Genomic DNA, 18,043 nt, shown 5'->3' with positions numbered 1-18,043 from the left:
AAAGTGATCTCACCCTGGAAATACCATCGCTTTCCAGAGTAAGTGGAAAATGAAAGTACGAAAAAAGCTAATCCAAGTGGATTAGCTTTTTTTCATGACCGTTTCATTTGCAGCCGGGACAGCGGCATGGTCTTTTTTATATATTCGTTGAAGCACGATTGACTGAACAATCATGAATATACCACCGATTGACCAATATAGTGGCAATGCAGCAGGAGCAGAGAAAGAAATGAATAAAATCATTGCTGGTGAGAGCAAGCTCATCATCTTCATTTGTTTCTGCTGTTCTTCCGGCATTTGTCTCACGGAAATGACCGATTGGAAGTAATAAATGACACCAGCGATTATCGCCATGGCAATATTCGGCTGACCTAGGCTGTACCAAAGGAAACTATGGGTCGCAATTTCATGGGAACCTTGAATCGCATAATAAAAGCCCATTAGGATCGGCATTTGAATTAAGAGCGGCAGGCAGCCCATGTTTAAAGGATTGACTCCATGTTTTTGGTAAAGCTGCATCATTTCCTGCTGAAGGGCCTTTTGTTTAGCAGGATCTTTCGTCTCTTTGATTTTCTGCTGGATTGCTGTCATTTCCGGTTTCAGCCCATTCATCTTCGTCTTCATGCTAAGCTGTGTCTTGTATTGTTTGGCAGTCAGTGGTAGCAAAACAAGGCGAATCAAAAATGTCATCATGATGATGCTTAAACCATAGTTGCCATTAAATAAACCAGCATTGAATTCCAGCATTTTTGTCATGGGGTTAACCAATGCAGTATGAAATGGACCGCTCGTTGCTGCTGAGCAACCAGTCAAAAGGGTCGTTGCCAAAAATAGGACGGCAATTAAAAACATGTTTTTCTTCTTCAATATAATTTCCTCCTCGAATTGTTAATGTTTAAACAACTAGAAGGAGGCTTGGCTCATCGGAATCATCTGGTGAATCTTTTTGCCTGATAAAGGTGAAAAAGCGCTGTGCACCGCGCCAGTCAAAGGTGCTGCCTGTATGAACAGGGGATTTACTTTTATCTGTATGAACGGAAGCTTGATATTTATCATTCAAGAGCGATTGCTTTTTATTTAAGAAGTAAAACGCGGCCAGTGGAAAGACAAAGGTAAATAAGTAACCTGCCCATACCGCATGGCGAACGGTTTGATAATCGAATTCTAATAATAATTCCCACATAGGAATCCCTCGTTTTTTCCAAGATAAGAAAATTTGTCCAAAAATGATTTAGGGCCTGAAATGACTTTTGACCATATTTAAATCATTACCAACACTATATCAATTCTAGGGCAAGAAAGCTAAAAAATATAGGGGTTTTTTCAAAAAATAAACAGGGAATATTTTCTGATGCATCAATTTCAAAAATAGATCAAATTGAAATCAAATTCGAGACTGTTCAGAGCAAAGGTTGCACAAATGGTCATTCGTCTACATACGGATAAATGGAAGTTCAAATTATGAGGTGAAAAGGTATGAAACCATACGATTCATTCAATCAACAGAACGACCATAACGGTAATGAACGAAATGCACATCTCCGAAATATGGGCAATCATTTCATGGCAGGAGCATATCCGTTAGAGAATCAGATGATGGATGTAAGGACTCCTCCTGGCCCGCCTGGTCCGTCTTACGGAGGGGGCCAGCCACCGCCTCGGCCGCCGCACGGAGGAGGACCGCCTCATATAGCTCCGCCATTATTCACTCCACAACTTCATGAAGGAATGTATAAGGCAATGGACACTGGGTCAATGAAAGGGTGCTTATACAAACATACGTATATTTGGCTTAAGAATGGCCGTTCATTTTGGTTTTACCCAACATATGTCGGATATAATTCAGTGGCAGGTTATCGTTGGAGACGAAGTCAACAGCGATGGGCCTATTATGGGACGGACGCGCATGAAATACAATACTTTCATTGTTATTAAAAAAAAAAAACAATCCGCATTTGCGGATTGTTCAGAATGTAGACAAACTCGATGAAAATCGAGTTTGTCTACATTTTTTTTGCTTATACAAATTTGGACGTTGATTGGAACGTAGGGCACTCGCTTTCCGCGGACGGTCCGGACTCGGCGCACTTGCGCCTGTGGGGTCTCCCTTGGACCCGCTATTCCCGCAGGAGTCTCGAACACCCGCTCCAATCAACTATGTTTTTGCCTACAGTCTTTTGTTCTTAACCTTTAATCAAAATTTCAAAGGGAATTTTAAAAGGGATTCGGAATGGTCTCACCCTGAACCGTGTAAAGAACTAGTTATCACTTATCATTCAAAGATTCAATCCAAAAAATAATCCGGAAAATCGGAAATGATCCCATCTACCTGCATCCTTTTGAACATGTGTATTTGTTTTTTATTGTTGACGGTCCATGTAAATACTTTCATCCCGTGCTTTTGGATTCGCTTTTGCAGCTTCGTACTCAAAATCGTTTGTTTTGGATTCAAAAATGATGCAAACTCGGCAATCTCTTTTATTTTTTGGTCATTGATTCGCCGTTTTATCAAAACGCCCACTTGTATGTCCGGCATTAATTGATGAAACCTTTTCATGGAATCCATATCGAACGAATGAACCATTATCTTATTTTTACTTGTTGAACATTCTTGGAATTCACCTAATTCTTCGGCAAGTTTCTCTTCTATCCCGGGATAAGCAGAGGGGTGTTTCAATTCGACTAAAATTCCGACCTCAGACCCGAAATTCTCCAATACCTCACTTAGTAAAGGTATCCTTTCGTTATTATAGCGAGTATGATACCAGCTTCCTGCATCCAGTTCCTTTAACTCGGCTGCCGTGTAATCACGGAGGTTCCCTTTGCCGTTTGTGGTTCGATCCAAGGTGGGATCATGATGAACCACAAGGACATCATCTTTACTGAGGTGGATATCCACTTCCAGGAAATCAGCACCCAATTCAATGGCTTTTTTATAAGATGCCATTGTATTCTCGGGGCAATATCCAGATGCACCTCGATGTCCAATTTTAAGGGGGGAATGCTGCTTTATTAAGCTTTCAGGGAAATCTCTTTTTGATCTTTTATCGTAGAGAGCGAACAGGACAAGCATGGTTATCACGATAATAAGAAAAAATACGGTCATCTTTCACACTCCTATCAGGCACAATGATTAAAAGTTAGCAGGACAGTCTCATTTCATAATATTACATGTTAGGCAGGAAAAAATCATGTTTTACACAATGTTATAATCCGACTTAAAGGATTTATTGGAAAGGTATGGAATACATATAATTTAAGTACCAATAAGGAGGGAAAGCAGATGGAATTGCAGGTGAAACCGAAGTCTAAAAAATGGAAGGGGAATTTTGGTTTATATTTTTCCCTTCCCATTCTCTCTTGGGCGTTTTACGATTTTGCCAATACGATTTTTTCTTCTAATATCAATACGATTTTCTTTCCATTCTTCCTCCAGGAACAGATTGGGGAAAATGCCGTTCTTGATCAGATTGCGAGTACCTTCATCTCCTACGCTAATGCGATTGCCAGTTTGTTTCTCGTTTTGTTTTCCCCGCTGTTCGGTGTCATGATCGATCGAACGGGAAAAATGAAAAAATACATTATGATTTTCACACTCATTTCCGTTGTATGTACATTTTTAATGGGGGTATTCGGGGGGACGCCGTTGGATGGAAAGATTCTGGGCATTCCCGTTTCCTTGGCGATCGTCATTCTTTTATTTGTGATAGCAAAGTTTTTCTATCATTCGAGTCTGGTTTTCTATGATACGATGATGAGTGATTTAGGCACGAAACAGCAATTGCCGCTAATATCAGGATTTGGCGTGGCGGTAGGCTACCTTGGAACGTTGGTTGGACTGTCAATCTATCCATTCATAAGTAAAGGGAGTTCACATGAAGCCTTCATACCCACGGCCATTTTATTTCTGGTTTTTTCCCTTCCCTTATTCTTTTTTTTAAAAGAGTCTCCAAAACAGCAAAAAGCGAAAGAACCTTTTTTATCAGGTTATAAGGAAATTAAAACAACATTTAAAGAGATGCGCTCCTATCGATCGGTTTTTACATTCATGATTGCTTATTTCTTTTTAAATGATGCAATTGCTACCACTATCGGCATGATGGCCGTATATGCCAAGACTGTTGTTGGATTTTCCTCCAGTGGATTCATTTTGCTATACCTGGTATCGACAGTATCGAGCATTGCCGGATCTTTTCTGTTTGGATACGTCACGCAGTCGAAGGGACCGCGGCTGGCTGTTACGTATGTGGGGGTTCTGCTCTTGGTCGCATTATTTATAGCGGTCTTCGCACAAACCGCCATTTGGTTCTGGGTTGCAGGGAGTATGTTCGGCATTTCGCTAGGTTCGATGTGGGTGACATCACGGACGTATATCATTGAATTGACTCCAGATGAGAAGAGGGGGCAATTTTTTGGACTATTTGCATTCTCTGGAAAAGTCTCTTCAATAATCGGTCCGCTATTATATGGAACGATAACGTTGATATTCCATGACCTCGGTACATTGGCGAGCCGGATGGCATTAGGGTCATTGATCATCATGGCGATAATAGGTCTTGGCTTTCTTTTGAAACTGAAGGGATTGGAAGAAGTGAAATAAGAAAAAGGGACTGGAGCCGGCCTTGATGCCGTATCCAGTCCCTTGCTTAAACGTTATACCAAAATCAAGGTGACATCGACGTTTCCGCGTGTTGCTTTTGAATAGGGGCAGGTCATGTGTGCTTTTTTGGCGAAGTCTTCGGCTTCTTCCCTGCTTAGGTCGGGAATCGAAACATCCAACCTAACAGCCAATTTAAAACCGCCGTCTTCCTCATCTTTACCGATCGTTACATTTGCCGTCACGGACGTATCGACCTTTTTCTTTTCTTTTTGCAGTACAAGATTCAAGGCACTGTCAAAACATGCCGCGTAACCGGCTGCGAATAACTGTTCAGGGTTTGTGGCGCGCTCACCGGAACCACCTAATTCCTTCGGTGACCTCACATCGAAATCCAGAATCCCGTCCTCTGATTTAATATGTCCTTCACGACCACCGTGTACGGTAACTGTAGCTGTATATAATGGTTTCAATGAAAACAACTCCTTTATTCATTCTTACTATCATTACTTCCCTGCTGTAAGTCTTGTTAAACAAAATGAAAGCGAGTATTGTTTGAAAATGGTATTAAATTGGTTTTAAATTGGAAGATATTGTTTTATAATGTACTGTATTAGGAGATGTAATACACCCATTGCAAGGAGGGTTCATGATGATTGAGTTGGATGTTCAAAGTGGAAAGCCGGTATATGAGCAATTGATGGATAAGTTAAAGGAATTAATGATCAATGAAGTTTTACAGGAACATAATCAGCTCCCATCCATACGAATATTGGCTCAGGAGTTGACCATCAATCCAAATACGATCCAGAAAGCGTACAAGCAGCTTGAGTCTGACGGGTTTATATATACCTTACCAGGCAAAGGGAATTTCGTGGCACCTCCTAAATCCTTCAAAAATTCATTGAAAGAAGAAGAGATTAGAAACGAGCTTTCAAAGGTACTCGCTGAAGCTCTGTATATCGGAATCGATAAACGTGAAATTTATAGAATAATAAAGGAAATCAGTCCATTGGCAAAGGGGGGGGATTCATGATTGAAATAAAAAAGGTGAGTAAATTATATGAAGGAAAAGAAGCAATCAAAAACGTTACCTTGGTTATACCAAAAGGCTCCATATTCGGGTTATTAGGTTCAAATGGGGCGGGGAAAACGACTCTATTAAAAATGCTTTCAGGCAACCTGATACAGGATGCAGGTGAAGTTCTTATTGATGGATCATATGTGTTTGAAAACCGTGAAGTGAAAAATCGTTGTTTCTTCCTTCCTGATACGCCTTATTTCCTGGCTAACTATACGATCACGCAAATGGCAGGTTTTTATAGCCATATTTATAGTGAGTGGAATCATGAACGTTTCTATCAATTACAGGAAGTATTCCCGATACCCGTCCAAAATAAAATACATAAACTATCGAAGGGAATGCAGAGACAGGTTGCTTTTTGGCTAGCACTCTCGACGATGCCGGAAGTTCTAATATTGGATGAACCTTTTGATGGATTAGATCCGGTCATGCGAAAAAATGTGAGACAGTTGTTGATTCAGGATGTATCGGAAAGGGATATGACGATTTTACTATCGTCCCATAATCTCCGGGAAATTGAAGATTTAGCCGATCATGTAGGGATTTTGCATAAGGGTGAGCTTGTTATCCAAAAGGTTTTGAATGACTTGAAAGCTGATGTACATAAAGTGCAAATTGCCTTTAAACATAAAATTCCCCATGGTTTATACCGCGGAATTCAAATCCTTAACAAGGAAAGACGCGGCAGCGTGATCGTTTGTATCGTTAAAGGTTGTGAAGCCATGATTAAATCGCATTTTAATCAGTTTCAGCCAGAAATATTAGATATTCTCCCCCTTACTCTTGAGGAGATATTCATTTATGAAATGGGGGATATCGGTTATGTCATCCAGAATAACCTGGTTTAATAGGGAACTGATTATCTATATTTTCAGAAGTACTGGCTGGATTGGTTTTCTATATCTTGTAGGCCTCATATTTGCGCTGCCTCTGGAAATGTTAGCGATTATCTTGAATGGGAACAATGAATATGTGGAATTCGAAAACCTTTTTTCCTGTCAGCAGATGATACAGTTTGTTTTGGTCATCGTTATTCCAGTATTACTTGCCATCTTCCTTTTTCGGTTTTTACAAATGAAACAGGCCTCAGACTTCATTCATAGTTTACCGATTACGAGACGCAGCATCTACGCTCATATGATTGGAACGGGAATTGGCTTCATGGGTTTGCCGATTTTACTTACAGGTTCAATATTGATATTATTTCACTCGGCAATTGATATAGAACGGCTATATACCATGACGGATATATGGTCTTGGATGGGGACAACATTTATTTTGGAAGCTTTGATCTTTTCCGTTGCCGTTTTACTTGGAATGGTTACGGGATTATCAGCCTTTCAAGGAGTGCTGACCTATATTTTTCTTACTTTGCCGGTGGGGCTTTTTGTATTGTTTGCAGCTAATGTGAAATTTTTGATAGCAGGATTTTCTGCAGAGTATTATCTAAGTGCCAATATGAATGGCATCTCCCCATTATTAGCAGCAACGGAGATGGAAAAAATCACTTTCTTCTCTATTAATACATTAATTTATAGTATATTAACCTTTCTATTTCTGATCAGCTCTCTTTTTCTCTATGAGAGGAGAAAGCTGGAGCATGTGTCGCAGGCATTTGTTTACCCGAAGATTAAGCCAGTGTTTAAATTCGGCCTGACATTATGCATGATGCTGTTTGCAGGGCTTTATTTTAGCGAAACGACAGGCGAACCTGGGTGGATTTTTTTCGGATATGCCGTCGGTTCTTTGCTTGGATATTATTTAGGGGAAATCGTCCTGCAAAAGACTTGGCGAATACGGGTCAACCTGAAAGGTTATGTAGCGTTTATAGCGGCTGTCATTGTGCTGGCACTCATTATAAAAATAGATCCCCTGCAGTATAAGACCAAGATTCCCGATGAAAAGATGATTAGCCAAATTTATATGGGTGATTCTCCTATATTTTTTGAAGGCGATGACACGTCGAATAATGCTTCCAATTATCTTAAAGAGAAGGAAAATATTGAAGCGATCAGGTTATTGCATCAGGAAATCATCGATAAGGGTAAAAAGGTTTCAATTGGTGAATGGAATGATGGTCAATCCGTATTTCTGATGTATGAACTCAAGAATGGAAAACGGTTAGCAAGAGAGTATCATTTGCAGAATTACGACTCCTACATGCCACTATTGGCGAAAATATATGAGTCGAATGAATATAAAAAAATGGTTAATCAGGTATTGAATGTTTCCGCTCAAGACGTTTCTAAAATCAAGATAACGGCGAGCGGCCAAGTGGACAAATCCATAACGATTACGGACCGTCAACAGCTGGAAGCTGCAGTTAAGGCATTGTCGGAGGACCTGAATAATCAATCGTTCGCACAAATGACTTCTTCTTTTGGAGATTATGCCTCCATAGAGATTCTTTTGAATAATAACAAAACCATTTATATGAATTGGGACTCTTCATATCCTCAGTTTTCAGAATGGATGGTGAGTACCGGACAATCGGAACAAGCGCGGTTAATGGCTGATGATATTTCTTATATCCTGGTTGCGAAGTCCGATTCGAAAATTTATCATACGAATTCTGAAAGTGAACTTGCACAGCAGATTGAACAACAGCCAAATCGCTTGAAAATTAAGACCGCTTCTGAAATCGAGACAGCGATTGATAATGCCCAAATTGATTGGAGCGGGGAGTATTCAGCTGCCTTTTATTATAAAGAAAGCAGGGATGTGGACATCAAGAGTTTTTCTGGCGAACATGTTCCCGATTTCATTTTGGATCATTTTAATGAAAAATAACGTGAATATTTCGCAAAGGAAAGGATGCCGCCCGATATGGGCGGCATCCTTTTGCATTGCCTATCAATTATGTTTGTGTATCTATGCTTTAGAGTTTTACGACGTTTTTGGCTTGAGGTCCGCGGTTTCCTTCTTCGATCTCAAATTCAACCACTTGACCTTCATCAAGGCTTTTGTAACCTTCTCCTTGAATGGCGGAAAAATGTACGAAAACATCATCTCCGTTTGGTACTTCGATAAAACCAAATCCTTTGTCACTATTGAACCATTTCACTTTACCTGTTACTGTCATTCGATGAATCCTCCTAAAAAGTTAAAAAATATTAATGGTGATGATTTTACCTAGATGGAAAAATCAATTTCACACATTATCCAGCACCCTCATTCAAGTTAAAATTATCATACGACGATGCTGGATAATATGTGAAAGCCTACAGGGAAAATTACTACAATAACCTCTGAAGCAATTTCCAATTTTTTAGTATATACCCACCTTTATAAAGGATAAAACAAATGGAAGTAATTTATACATTCCCATTTGGGGAAAATAATATTAGACAGGTTTTATATGGGGAAATATAACGATATTGTCGCGCGGGATTTTCCTTGATTGAAATTTGACTGGGGATTCCATGTCAATCATGGAATGGCTTTATGGCTGAAAACAGGAAAACAAGTTGGCATTAAAGTTTTCTGAGAAAATAATCGGGTATAGGATAAGAAAGAAAGGACTGATGAAAAATGAAGAAATTATTAAAAAGGGCTCTCATTTTTGCTGCTCCAATCATATTCAAGGAAGTAAAAAAACGCTGGAAGAACAAGCGGAATCAAAAATCGTTAAAAACTGCAAGGTAAATAAATAAACCATGAATAAATGAACGGTAATCATATGGATCAAGATAAGGGGCGCTGATTAAGCGTCCTTTGTTTTGCCATCTGAACAAATCCCCTAATGGGTGTTTCATTCACCTCTACATCTTTCCTTCATATCGTGTTAAAATAGAAAGGTTGATTGAAATGAATGCTGAGTAGCCAATGCTTAAGCCTTATGATATATTTCTTCTTACATATATTGTGTATGATCAGGATTTTTGCATACAAAGAAAGGTTGCCATTCCAATGTGAAAAATACAGTAATCCTCCTATAAATTTTTTTATTGATGACTCCAATAATGAAAGGAACATATTATGACTAATTTAAAAGACGAGGTTCAATCCCGAAGGACCTTCGCAATCATCTCTCACCCGGATGCCGGGAAAACGACTTTGACAGAAAAATTATTGCTGTTTGGCGGTGCGATCCGCGATGCCGGAACAGTTAAAGCTAGAAAAACAGGGAAGTATGCAACCAGTGACTGGATGGAAATTGAAAAGCAACGGGGAATTTCCGTTACATCCTCAGTCATGCAATTCGATTATGATGACTTCCGTGTCAATATTCTCGATACACCGGGCCACCAAGATTTCAGTGAAGACACATATCGTACACTGATGGCTGTTGATAGCGCCGTGATGATCATCGACTCGGCAAAAGGTATCGAGGATCAAACGGTTAAATTATTCAAAGTATGCCGGATGAGGGGGATACCGATTTTCACTTTTATCAATAAAATGGACCGACAAGGTAAAACGCCGCTAGAATTGCTTGCCGAACTTGAAGAGGTATTAGGAATAGAAACATATCCAATGAACTGGCCAATCGGGATGGGAAAAGACTTCGTGGGCATTTACGACAGGTTCAACAATCGGATTGAACAGTTCAAAACTGAAGGGGAAGAGCGTTTCCTTCCGTTGAATGAAGATGGAGAACTCGAAGTGGATCATAAACTTAAGGATTCCCAGCTATATGAGCAAACTTTGGAAGAAATCATGCTGTTGACGGAAGCGGGTAACCAATTCTCTGAAGAAAACATTGCGAATGGAAAACTTAGTCCTGTATTTTTCGGAAGTGCTTTAACGACATTCGGTGTTCAGACGTTTTTGGATGCTTATCTGAAGTTTGCACCAGCTCCACAAGCACGGATGACAACATCAGGTGAAATGGATCCTGTCAGCAATGATTTTTCCGGTTTCATTTTCAAAATCCAGGCGAACATGAACCCAAAACACCGTGACCGAATCGCCTTCCTTCGCATTTGCTCCGGTAAATTCGAGCGTGGAATGAGCGTCAACTTGAGCAGGACAGGGAAACCGATCAACCTTTCTTCCTCTACCCAATTCATGGCTGATGATCGAAACACTGTAAATGAAGCGGTAAGCGGAGATATCATCGGTTTATATGATACTGGTAATTACCAAATTGGCGATACGATTACCACAAGCAAAGACATGTTTCAGTTTGAAAGGCTGCCTCAGTTTACGCCGGAACTATTCATGAGGGTAACAGCTAAAAACGTCATGAAACAGAAACATTTCCATAAAGGTATTAACCAACTTGTACAAGAAGGGGCAATTCAGCTCTTCAAAACGGTTAGGATGGAAGAATATCTGCTTGGTGCGGTTGGGCAGCTTCAATTTGAAGTATTCGAGCATCGAATGAGGAACGAGTACAATGTTGAAGTCGTGATGGAGCGCATGGGCAGCAAGATTACACGCTGGGCTGAAGATGAAAAACTTGATGAAAATCTTCATAGCTCAAGAAGCATCCTTGTTAAGGACCGGTTTGATAAATATGCATTCTTATTTGAAAATGAGTTTGCACTTCGTTGGTTCCAAGATAAAAATCCTGACGTGGAATTATATAATCCAATGGATTTGAAATAAAGAAGAAAGCCCGTGTTATATACACGGGCTTTTTTTCTTTATCTGGGGCATTGTTTGAATATCGAAAGGGTTTTTTGGTAGTACCTTAAACATGTTTCCATACTAAAGAAAATGACGACTCTTTTTGGTCAAAAAGTCTAGATAGGGTAGAAGATAAAAAATCAATCGGGAACCTTGAGTACTCTCTTTATTACTTTGTTTATTTGAAATCTGTTGAAAATGCGGTATTTTAATCATTCCTCCTGTTTTAAACATGTCGATTTTAGATATACGGAAACATGGAGATAAAAGATGGTAGACAGCTGTATTTTTGAAAATTAAATAGTAACTAATTGGAAAGGTTAAATAAGAAAATCATAGTAACTTCGAGCATTGTAAGAATTGCTGGGATATTCCGCTAAACTTCTTATGAACTGCATAATACTAATAGAAAACTTGTGGATTTAACCTTGGTGCAGGAGGAGTATAGCAAAAATATTACTTATATTGAACTATCGAGGTAAGTTGGGGTTAAGACATTAAAGGGGAATAATTAATTTATATCCAAGCCTACGAAGGTATAGTCTGTTTTATTATTTGGAAAATATTGCGGTTGAATCAGTGTTTTTTAAGGATACCATTAGCAAATGGTTAGGTTATATATCTTCTCTTAATTGATTTAAAGCACTTGGCTACCTTTTTGAACTTGATACAGTACCGAATAATTGTCTGATGTAAGCAAAATGAACATACTTAACATAAAAGTATCCCTTAAAGTTAATAGAGTTTTTAGACCAAAGAGGTGTGTAGAAGTGAAGAAAGGTAAATGGAGTCTACAGTTTACTATTATGATACTGGTGTGTGGGGTGGTAGCCCTCTCATTATTCATTACAGATATTCTCATTAGCCAAACAGTTGCAGATACTATAGAAAAGAGCCAGACTGAAAAAGCAGTAAACGTAGCACGCATGGCAGCACAAACCCCGCTTGTAATCGAAACGTTAAGTGGAAGTGAGAACAATCAGGAAGTTCAGCAATTTACCAATAGGATAAAAAAATCGACAGATGTAGAATTTGTAGTAATAATCGATAATAATGGAATTCGGAAAACTCACCCCGATCCAAGTAAAATAGGAAAAAAATTTGTTGGAGGGGATGAGAAAGATGTGTTAAGAGGTAGAGAGCACATTTCTATTTCCAAAGGAACTTTAGGTAGGTCTTTGCGTTCTTTCACCCCTGTTTATAATTCAGAGGATAATCAAATTGGAGCCGTGGTGGTCGGTATTTCCCTTCAAAAAGTTAATGAAGCTGTTTTAAAAAGCCGTTTTAATATTTATGTAGGAACCGTTTTTGGAATATTAACCGGAATTGCCGGCGCAATACTTTTGGCAAGGTATATTAAGAAAATATTATTTGGGCTGGAACCTTTTGCTATTGCGAAGGTTTTAAAAGAGCGAAATGCCATTTTACAATCAGTTCGAGAGGGAATCATAGCGGTAGATCAGAGTTCAACCATTACTCTCGTAAACAAAGCAGCTTTAAAGATATTTAAGAAAGCGGGCATTAATGAAAATCCAACGGGTAAAAAGGTAACTAGTTATATGCCTGACTCAAACCTGGATAGAATCCTGGAGACCGGAAAAGTCGAATTAGATAAAGAGCAGGATTTAAAAGATAGTGTCTTACTAGTGAATAGGGTCCCAGTATTTGTGAAGGATGAAATCGTAGGGGCCGTGGCTACATTTCGTGATAAAACAGAAATACATCTGCTGGCGGAACAGCTGACTGGAGTCCGCTTATATGCTGAATCGTTAAGGGCCCAGTCGCACGAATTCATGAACAAACTTCATGTAATACTTGGTATGGTGCATATGCATTATTATGATCAGCTTGCAGCATATATTAGTGATCTTGTTGACCACAGAGAAAACGAGATTGGCTTTATTACCAAAACCGTTAAAGATCCAGTACTAGCCGGTTTTTTAATTGGAAAACTAAGTTATGCAAGGGAAGCAGGTGCTAAGCTGGCATTATCCTCTGACTTTCAATTGCCCGAACCAGAAAATGCAGCTATTACTCATGAGCTAATTACGATAATAGGAAATTTGATTGACAATGCTATAGAAGCAGTAGAAAAAAGGCCCGTTAAACGAATTGAATTAAAGTTTGATTATGCAGATGATATTTTAACTATTGAAGTTCATGATACTGGACAGGGAATATCTGATGCCAATCTTAATCATATCCTTCAAAAAGGATATACAACAAAAGGAGAGGACAGGGGGATTGGTTTATATTTAGTTAAGGCAAGCCTGGATAAGCTAGGAGGAGATCTCAATATTAGTTCAAAAGAAGGTCAAGAAACAACGTTTGTGGTTTATATACCATACAAAGCAAGGATGATGTAGGATGATTAAGGTAATGATCGTAGAAGATGACCCGATGGTTGCAGAGTTCAATAAGCGCTATTTGAATCAAGTCGATGGCTACGAATTAGCTGCTGTCTGTTCCTCAGTGGATCAAGCTCTGAATGTATTGGAAGTTCAAAGAATAGGGTTAGTTCTATTAGACATTTTCATGCCTGGGAAAAATGGACTCGATTTACTCTCGCAAATTCGAGAAAGTGAAAAAGAGATAGATGTTATTGTCATTTCTGCTGCGTCGGACATTGAGAGGATTCAGAAAGCATTAAGACTAGGTGCTGTTGATTATTTAATTAAGCCGTTTGAATTTGACCGTTTTAACGCGGCCTTATCAGCATATCGGAACAAATCAGATTTTATTCAAGATAAAAATATGCTAAATCAAGAAGAATTGGATTATCGAATTTTGCATCAAGAAGAAATTCATTTACCAGAGGAATTACCGAAAGGATTATCACAAGACACCTTAAAGATTATATGGAACGTGATACAGGTATTTAAAAATTCTCCCTTTTCAACAGAGGAAGTCGTAAATGTGGCGGGTATATCCAGGGTATCAGTAAGGAAATATTTAAAATTCATGAAGGATATCGGTGTCCTTGATGTTAAGGTAATCTATGGAACTGTAGGCCGACCAGTCTCCCAACACAAATTTAATGATGAAAAGAGCCATATTATTCAACGTTATCTGTAAGCAGCCAAAGTGCTGCTTACTTTTTTTAATTACATAATACTAAAATTAGTTAAATAAGCTAGTGTCCTCCGTAAATGACTACTAAGATATAGACTGGCGATTGAGTTATTTATGAATTTTTCACAAGATTGAACAGATAAGCAGTAATGAGGAAATATTATTTTTGTACTGTATATTTATTTTCCTTTTTACAGTTTTCTTTTAGTAATTACACTTCCCCAGGGAAGAATATACTCTATTGCCTGGTAATGATCATTTTTAAATATACATTTTTAGGAAGAGGGAACGTCTATGACAGCTTATGAAAAGACAAAAACGGGTTTGGATACAACTTTAAGAGGAAAAGGTGTTCTGTCAAACCCATTTATTAATAAAGGGGTCGCTTTCACTAAGGAAGAAAGAAAGGAGCTAGGATTGGTAGGCTTGCTACCATCCCAGGTGCTTACTCTTGAGGAACAAGTAAAAAGAGCTTATGAACAATTCTCCACTCAACCGAGCAATATTCGGAAGAATGGAATGTTATATGATTTATTTAATAGGAATGTGGTCCTGTTTTACCGGCTACTTAAAGACCATCTAAGTGAAATACTGCCGATCATTTACACACCTACTGTAGGGGAGGCTATTCAACAGTACTCCCAGGAATATCACCGTCCAGGAGGTCTTTACCTATCTATTGATAATATGGAGGGAATGGAAGATGCATTTATAAACCTGGACCTTTCATCTGATGATATCGATTTAATAGTTGTTACAGATTCTGAAAGTATTCTTGGAATCGGAGATCAGGGAGTTGGTGGAATTAACATAGCCATTGGCAAATTGGCAGTCTACACAGCAGCTGCGGGAATTGATCCAAGCAGGGTGCTACCTATTGTCCTGGATGTTGGGACAGACAATGAAAGCCTGATTAGTGATCCACTGTATATTGGTAACAGGTTTGGGCGTGTTCGCGGTGATGAATACACCGAATTCATTGATTTATTTGTTAAAATGTCTCAAGCCTTCTTCCCAAGGGCATTACTTCACTGGGAAGACTTGGGGAATATAAATGCACGAAATATAATCGATAATTATGGCGAAAAAATTCTCACTTTTAATGATGATATACAAGGTACAGGTGCAGTAACACTAGCCGCCGTAATGTCTGCCTTACAAGTAACTGGTGTTCCTTTAAAGGAACAAAGGGTTGTTGTTTTTGGTCCAGGTGCAGCAGGAATTGGTAATGCTGATCAAATGGTTGAAGCCATGATCCTAGATGGCGTTTCCAGAGAAGAGGCATATGGTAACTTTTGGGCCGTCGATTATCGTGGATTGTTGATAGATGACATTCCAGATGTTTTGAAATTCCAAAAGTCGTATTGCCGGAAAGCTGAGGAAGTCGAGGACTGGGAGCGCAATGAAGTCGGAATTATTCCATTATTAGAGGTAATAAAAAAGGTTAAACCAACCATCTTAATCGGTACTTCTGGTCAAACAGGGGCTTTCTCAGAAGAAGTTGTAAAAGAAATGGCAAAGCACGTGGAACATCCTATAATTATGCCGATGTCAAATCCGACTTCCTTAGCGGAAGCTGTTCCTGAAGACCTTATAAAGTGGACTCAAGGTAAAGCCTTAATAGCGACAGGAAGCCCGTTTGATGATGTTGACTATAATGATGTGATTTATTCAATCGGACAATCTAATAATGCATATATTTTCCCAGGACTTGGACTTGGTGCAATTGTCGCAGAAGCAACAAAAGTCTCTAAGGGAATGCTTGCAGCAGCCTCATCTGCTGTTTCAAGATTATCGGATAGCAGTAAGCCTGGTGCTTCTTTACTCCCTTCAATCAAACAATTGCAGGAGGTTTCCAAATCTGTAGCCATTGAAGTGGCAAAGACAGCCATTGAAGAAGGCATTGCGAAAGCGGATATAACAGATATTGAAAAAGCAATAACAGAATCCATGTGGAAGCCGGAGTACAAAACTATTCGTGGGAAATAAATCCAGATTATTTTGTTGTCTCAAAAGTAAGGGGATCCGTTTTAGGGGAATCTCCGTATAAGTCAGTCATAGTAATCTTTTAAATAGGACAATTTTTTGGAAAGAGAAGTGCATCTCGAGTGAATATTGGGAATATATTTTTAACATTAATACCAATCTTTTTTACAATTATTATTGGTTATTTGGGTGGATATTTTAAAGTTTTTAATTCAGAATCATCCAAAGGGCTTAACACGTTAGTTACAAAATTTGCATTACCTGCACACTTATTCATTGGGATCACAACAACCTCAAAACAAACCTTAATTAATCAATGGTCATTTTTCTTAACTATGACCATAGGTGTTATTGGCTTTTACATTATCCTTTTAATAGTGGCTCGTTTGGTGTTTAAATTCGATTTAACTAAAGCATCTATGTTTTCATTAAACGCAACTCAGCCAGCCTTTGCTTTTATGGGGATATCTGTATTAGGCAGCTTGTTTGGGGCACAAGAGATAGCTATACCTATTGCGATTACCGGTATTGTGGTGAATGCCCTTCTAGATCCATTAGCAACAATAGTTGGTACGGTCGGACAATCCGGATTGGGTAAATCTAAAGATGAAAAAACAAACATTCTGGGTATCGTTTTGCATGGTCTTAGCGAACCGCTTGCATGTATTCCCTTACTTGCTGTTGTATTAACACTATTAGGGTTCCAGGCACCGGATATCATAAAAAATGCGTTCGATCAAATTGGGTCAGTGACATCTGGGGTTGCATTATTTGCTGTTGGTGTAACCGTGGGTATCCGTAAGATTAGCTTACGACCAATTGCTTTTGGTATTTCCATTTTAAAAGTTGTGGCTATTCCATTATATATGATTCTGGTTGCTCATTTAATTGGCCTTGATCATGCAGATACAATTAAAGCCATTTTGCTAGTATCATTTCCGGGATCTGCTGTAGCGGCAATGATTTCAACTAGATTTGATTCGTTATCAACTGAAACAGCATCTTCATTTGTAATTAGTACCATTCTATCTTTAATTACTTTACCTATCTATATATCCTTGTTAATGTAGCCTTCTAAGTATCCATCCTTTTTGGATGGATACTTTTCAACGGAAGTTTGTGAAATACTTAACAAACTTATTGTATAACATTAACCTTTTTTTGAAAAGAGGAGATGTTGGCTATTTTTATTTAAGGCTATGTTAAAGGTAAAGGAAAATTAATAAAATAGATAGTTTAAAAGGTATGGATGGCGTTTTAATAAAGGTATAAGCCCAGGAAGATGCGTCGCAAAAAGTATCAATTGCAAAAATTCACTATTAATCAAAATAAGATTATAATCAAAGAATTTGTGTAATTACACATTCGAATGCAGCAGTTGATGAAATTTTAAATCTAAATATTCGGTGTACATGAATCATAGTCAAAAGCCAATTTATCTATGATCAGGAACGGTTTGCTGTTCATTTAGGTGGGACTACGACATAACTGAAAGAATTGTAGGGACATCGGTATGGGATTAAGACAGGGCCCTATTTGGGGGCAAAGCAAAGAAGAGGACTTATATCCTAGGGTATACTAGGCTGAGCCTATACGAAGCAAAGTATGGGTTTTCGTTTTGTGATAAAAAGGAATGAAGAATCGAATTCTACTAAAATAGATTATTATTCCTTTGACAATCACCTGAAACTCCTTTATATTTAGCTAGTAACTTTAGTGCTTAAAAGCGT

16 protein-coding genes are annotated in these 18,043 nt (G+C 38.6%); 11 read left to right on the top strand and 5 right to left on the bottom strand.

Going from position 1 to position 18,043, the window contains the following annotated elements:
- Nucleotides 1-81 precede the first annotated feature (81 nt).
- Together yidC and A6755_RS20155 are read right to left on the bottom strand one after the other, a co-directional pair.
- On the bottom strand, nucleotides 82-867 hold the full coding sequence (yidC, locus tag A6755_RS20160; protein WP_237752152.1) for a membrane protein insertase YidC: 786 nt from the start codon (nucleotides 865-867) through the stop codon (nucleotides 82-84).
- 28 nt (nucleotides 868-895) lie between these two features.
- On the bottom strand, nucleotides 896-1,183 hold the full coding sequence (locus tag A6755_RS20155; RefSeq protein ID WP_034314256.1) for a hypothetical protein: 288 nt from the start codon (nucleotides 1,181-1,183) through the stop codon (nucleotides 896-898).
- A gap of 293 nt (nucleotides 1,184-1,476) precedes the next feature.
- Here A6755_RS20155 and A6755_RS20150 point away from each other — a divergent pair, with 293 nt between their 5' ends.
- Entirely contained in the window at nucleotides 1,477-1,935 is a 459-nt protein-coding gene (locus A6755_RS20150; protein ID WP_063591761.1) for a hypothetical protein, read from the top strand.
- A 349-nt stretch (nucleotides 1,936-2,284) separates the two neighbouring features.
- On the opposite strand, the gene A6755_RS20145 is transcribed toward A6755_RS20150, so the two are convergent.
- Nucleotides 2,285-3,106 (bottom strand): glycerophosphodiester phosphodiesterase, encoded by an 822-nt coding sequence (locus tag A6755_RS20145; RefSeq protein ID WP_084738001.1) that lies wholly within the window; start codon nucleotides 3,104-3,106, stop codon nucleotides 2,285-2,287.
- 177 nt (nucleotides 3,107-3,283) lie between these two features.
- Here A6755_RS20145 and A6755_RS20140 point away from each other — a divergent pair, with 177 nt between their 5' ends.
- Complete coding sequence (locus tag A6755_RS20140; RefSeq protein WP_063591760.1) at nucleotides 3,284-4,600, top strand: MFS transporter; 1,317 nt, start codon at nucleotides 3,284-3,286, stop codon at nucleotides 4,598-4,600.
- Nucleotides 4,601-4,653: 53 nt separating this feature from the next.
- On the opposite strand, the gene A6755_RS20135 is transcribed toward A6755_RS20140, so the two are convergent.
- Nucleotides 4,654-5,070 (bottom strand): organic hydroperoxide resistance protein, encoded by a 417-nt coding sequence (locus tag A6755_RS20135; protein ID WP_034314249.1) that lies wholly within the window; start codon nucleotides 5,068-5,070, stop codon nucleotides 4,654-4,656.
- 179 nt (nucleotides 5,071-5,249) lie between these two features.
- Between A6755_RS20135 and A6755_RS20130 the strand changes: the two genes are divergently transcribed.
- Genes A6755_RS20130 through A6755_RS20120 form a run of 3 tightly spaced genes read left to right on the top strand, consistent with a single transcriptional unit; the run spans nucleotide 5,250 to nucleotide 8,471 of the window.
- Nucleotides 5,250-5,633 (top strand): GntR family transcriptional regulator, encoded by a 384-nt coding sequence (locus tag A6755_RS20130; protein ID WP_034314247.1) that lies wholly within the window; start codon nucleotides 5,250-5,252, stop codon nucleotides 5,631-5,633.
- Complete coding sequence (locus A6755_RS20125; RefSeq protein ID WP_063591759.1) at nucleotides 5,630-6,529, top strand: ABC transporter ATP-binding protein; 900 nt, start codon at nucleotides 5,630-5,632, stop codon at nucleotides 6,527-6,529. Before A6755_RS20130 ends, A6755_RS20125 begins: the two co-directional genes overlap by 4 nt.
- The gene (locus A6755_RS20120) at nucleotides 6,504-8,471 is read left to right on the top strand and encodes a DUF6449 domain-containing protein (RefSeq protein ID WP_063591758.1); all 1,968 of its coding nucleotides are present in this window, start codon (nucleotides 6,504-6,506) and stop codon (nucleotides 8,469-8,471) included. Before A6755_RS20125 ends, A6755_RS20120 begins: the two co-directional genes overlap by 26 nt.
- Before the next feature lie 88 nt (nucleotides 8,472-8,559).
- Here A6755_RS20120 and cspD read toward each other — a convergent pair whose 3' ends face one another.
- Nucleotides 8,560-8,763, bottom strand: coding sequence for a cold-shock protein CspD (gene cspD, locus A6755_RS20115; protein ID WP_063591757.1), 204 nt, complete (start codon nucleotides 8,761-8,763; stop codon nucleotides 8,560-8,562).
- A gap of 442 nt (nucleotides 8,764-9,205) precedes the next feature.
- On the opposite strand from cspD, the gene A6755_RS28000 reads away from it, so the two are divergent.
- The 6 genes from A6755_RS28000 (at nucleotide 9,206) to A6755_RS20085 (ending at nucleotide 17,383) form a co-directional block, all read left to right on the top strand.
- Entirely contained in the window at nucleotides 9,206-9,334 is a 129-nt protein-coding gene (locus A6755_RS28000) for a hypothetical protein (protein WP_284108881.1), read from the top strand.
- Nucleotides 9,335-9,659: 325 nt separating this feature from the next.
- Nucleotides 9,660-11,234: a peptide chain release factor 3 gene (locus A6755_RS20105; protein WP_034314233.1), complete on the top strand. Its 1,575-nt coding sequence runs from the start codon at nucleotides 9,660-9,662 to the stop codon at nucleotides 11,232-11,234.
- Nucleotides 11,235-12,025: 791 nt separating this feature from the next.
- On the top strand, nucleotides 12,026-13,621 hold the full coding sequence (gene dcuS / locus A6755_RS20100) for a DcuS/MalK family sensor histidine kinase (protein WP_284108880.1): 1,596 nt from the start codon (nucleotides 12,026-12,028) through the stop codon (nucleotides 13,619-13,621).
- A 1-nt stretch (nucleotide 13,622) separates the two neighbouring features.
- Nucleotides 13,623-14,330 (top strand): response regulator, encoded by a 708-nt coding sequence (locus A6755_RS20095; RefSeq protein ID WP_063591755.1) that lies wholly within the window; start codon nucleotides 13,623-13,625, stop codon nucleotides 14,328-14,330.
- A gap of 291 nt (nucleotides 14,331-14,621) precedes the next feature.
- Complete coding sequence (locus A6755_RS20090; RefSeq protein ID WP_063591754.1) at nucleotides 14,622-16,316, top strand: NAD-dependent malic enzyme; 1,695 nt, start codon at nucleotides 14,622-14,624, stop codon at nucleotides 16,314-16,316.
- Nucleotides 16,317-16,435: 119 nt separating this feature from the next.
- Nucleotides 16,436-17,383, top strand: a complete 948-nt coding sequence (locus tag A6755_RS20085; protein ID WP_063591753.1) for an AEC family transporter — start codon at nucleotides 16,436-16,438, stop codon at nucleotides 17,381-17,383.
- Nucleotides 17,384-18,043: the final 660 nt, after the last annotated feature.

This window comes from Peribacillus frigoritolerans, from assembly GCF_001636405.1.
In the GTDB taxonomy this organism is placed as follows: domain Bacteria; phylum Bacillota; class Bacilli; order Bacillales; family DSM-1321; genus Peribacillus; species Peribacillus frigoritolerans.
The sequence above is the reverse complement of the archived record's forward strand: the minus strand, read 5'-3'. Positions and strand labels throughout refer to the sequence as shown.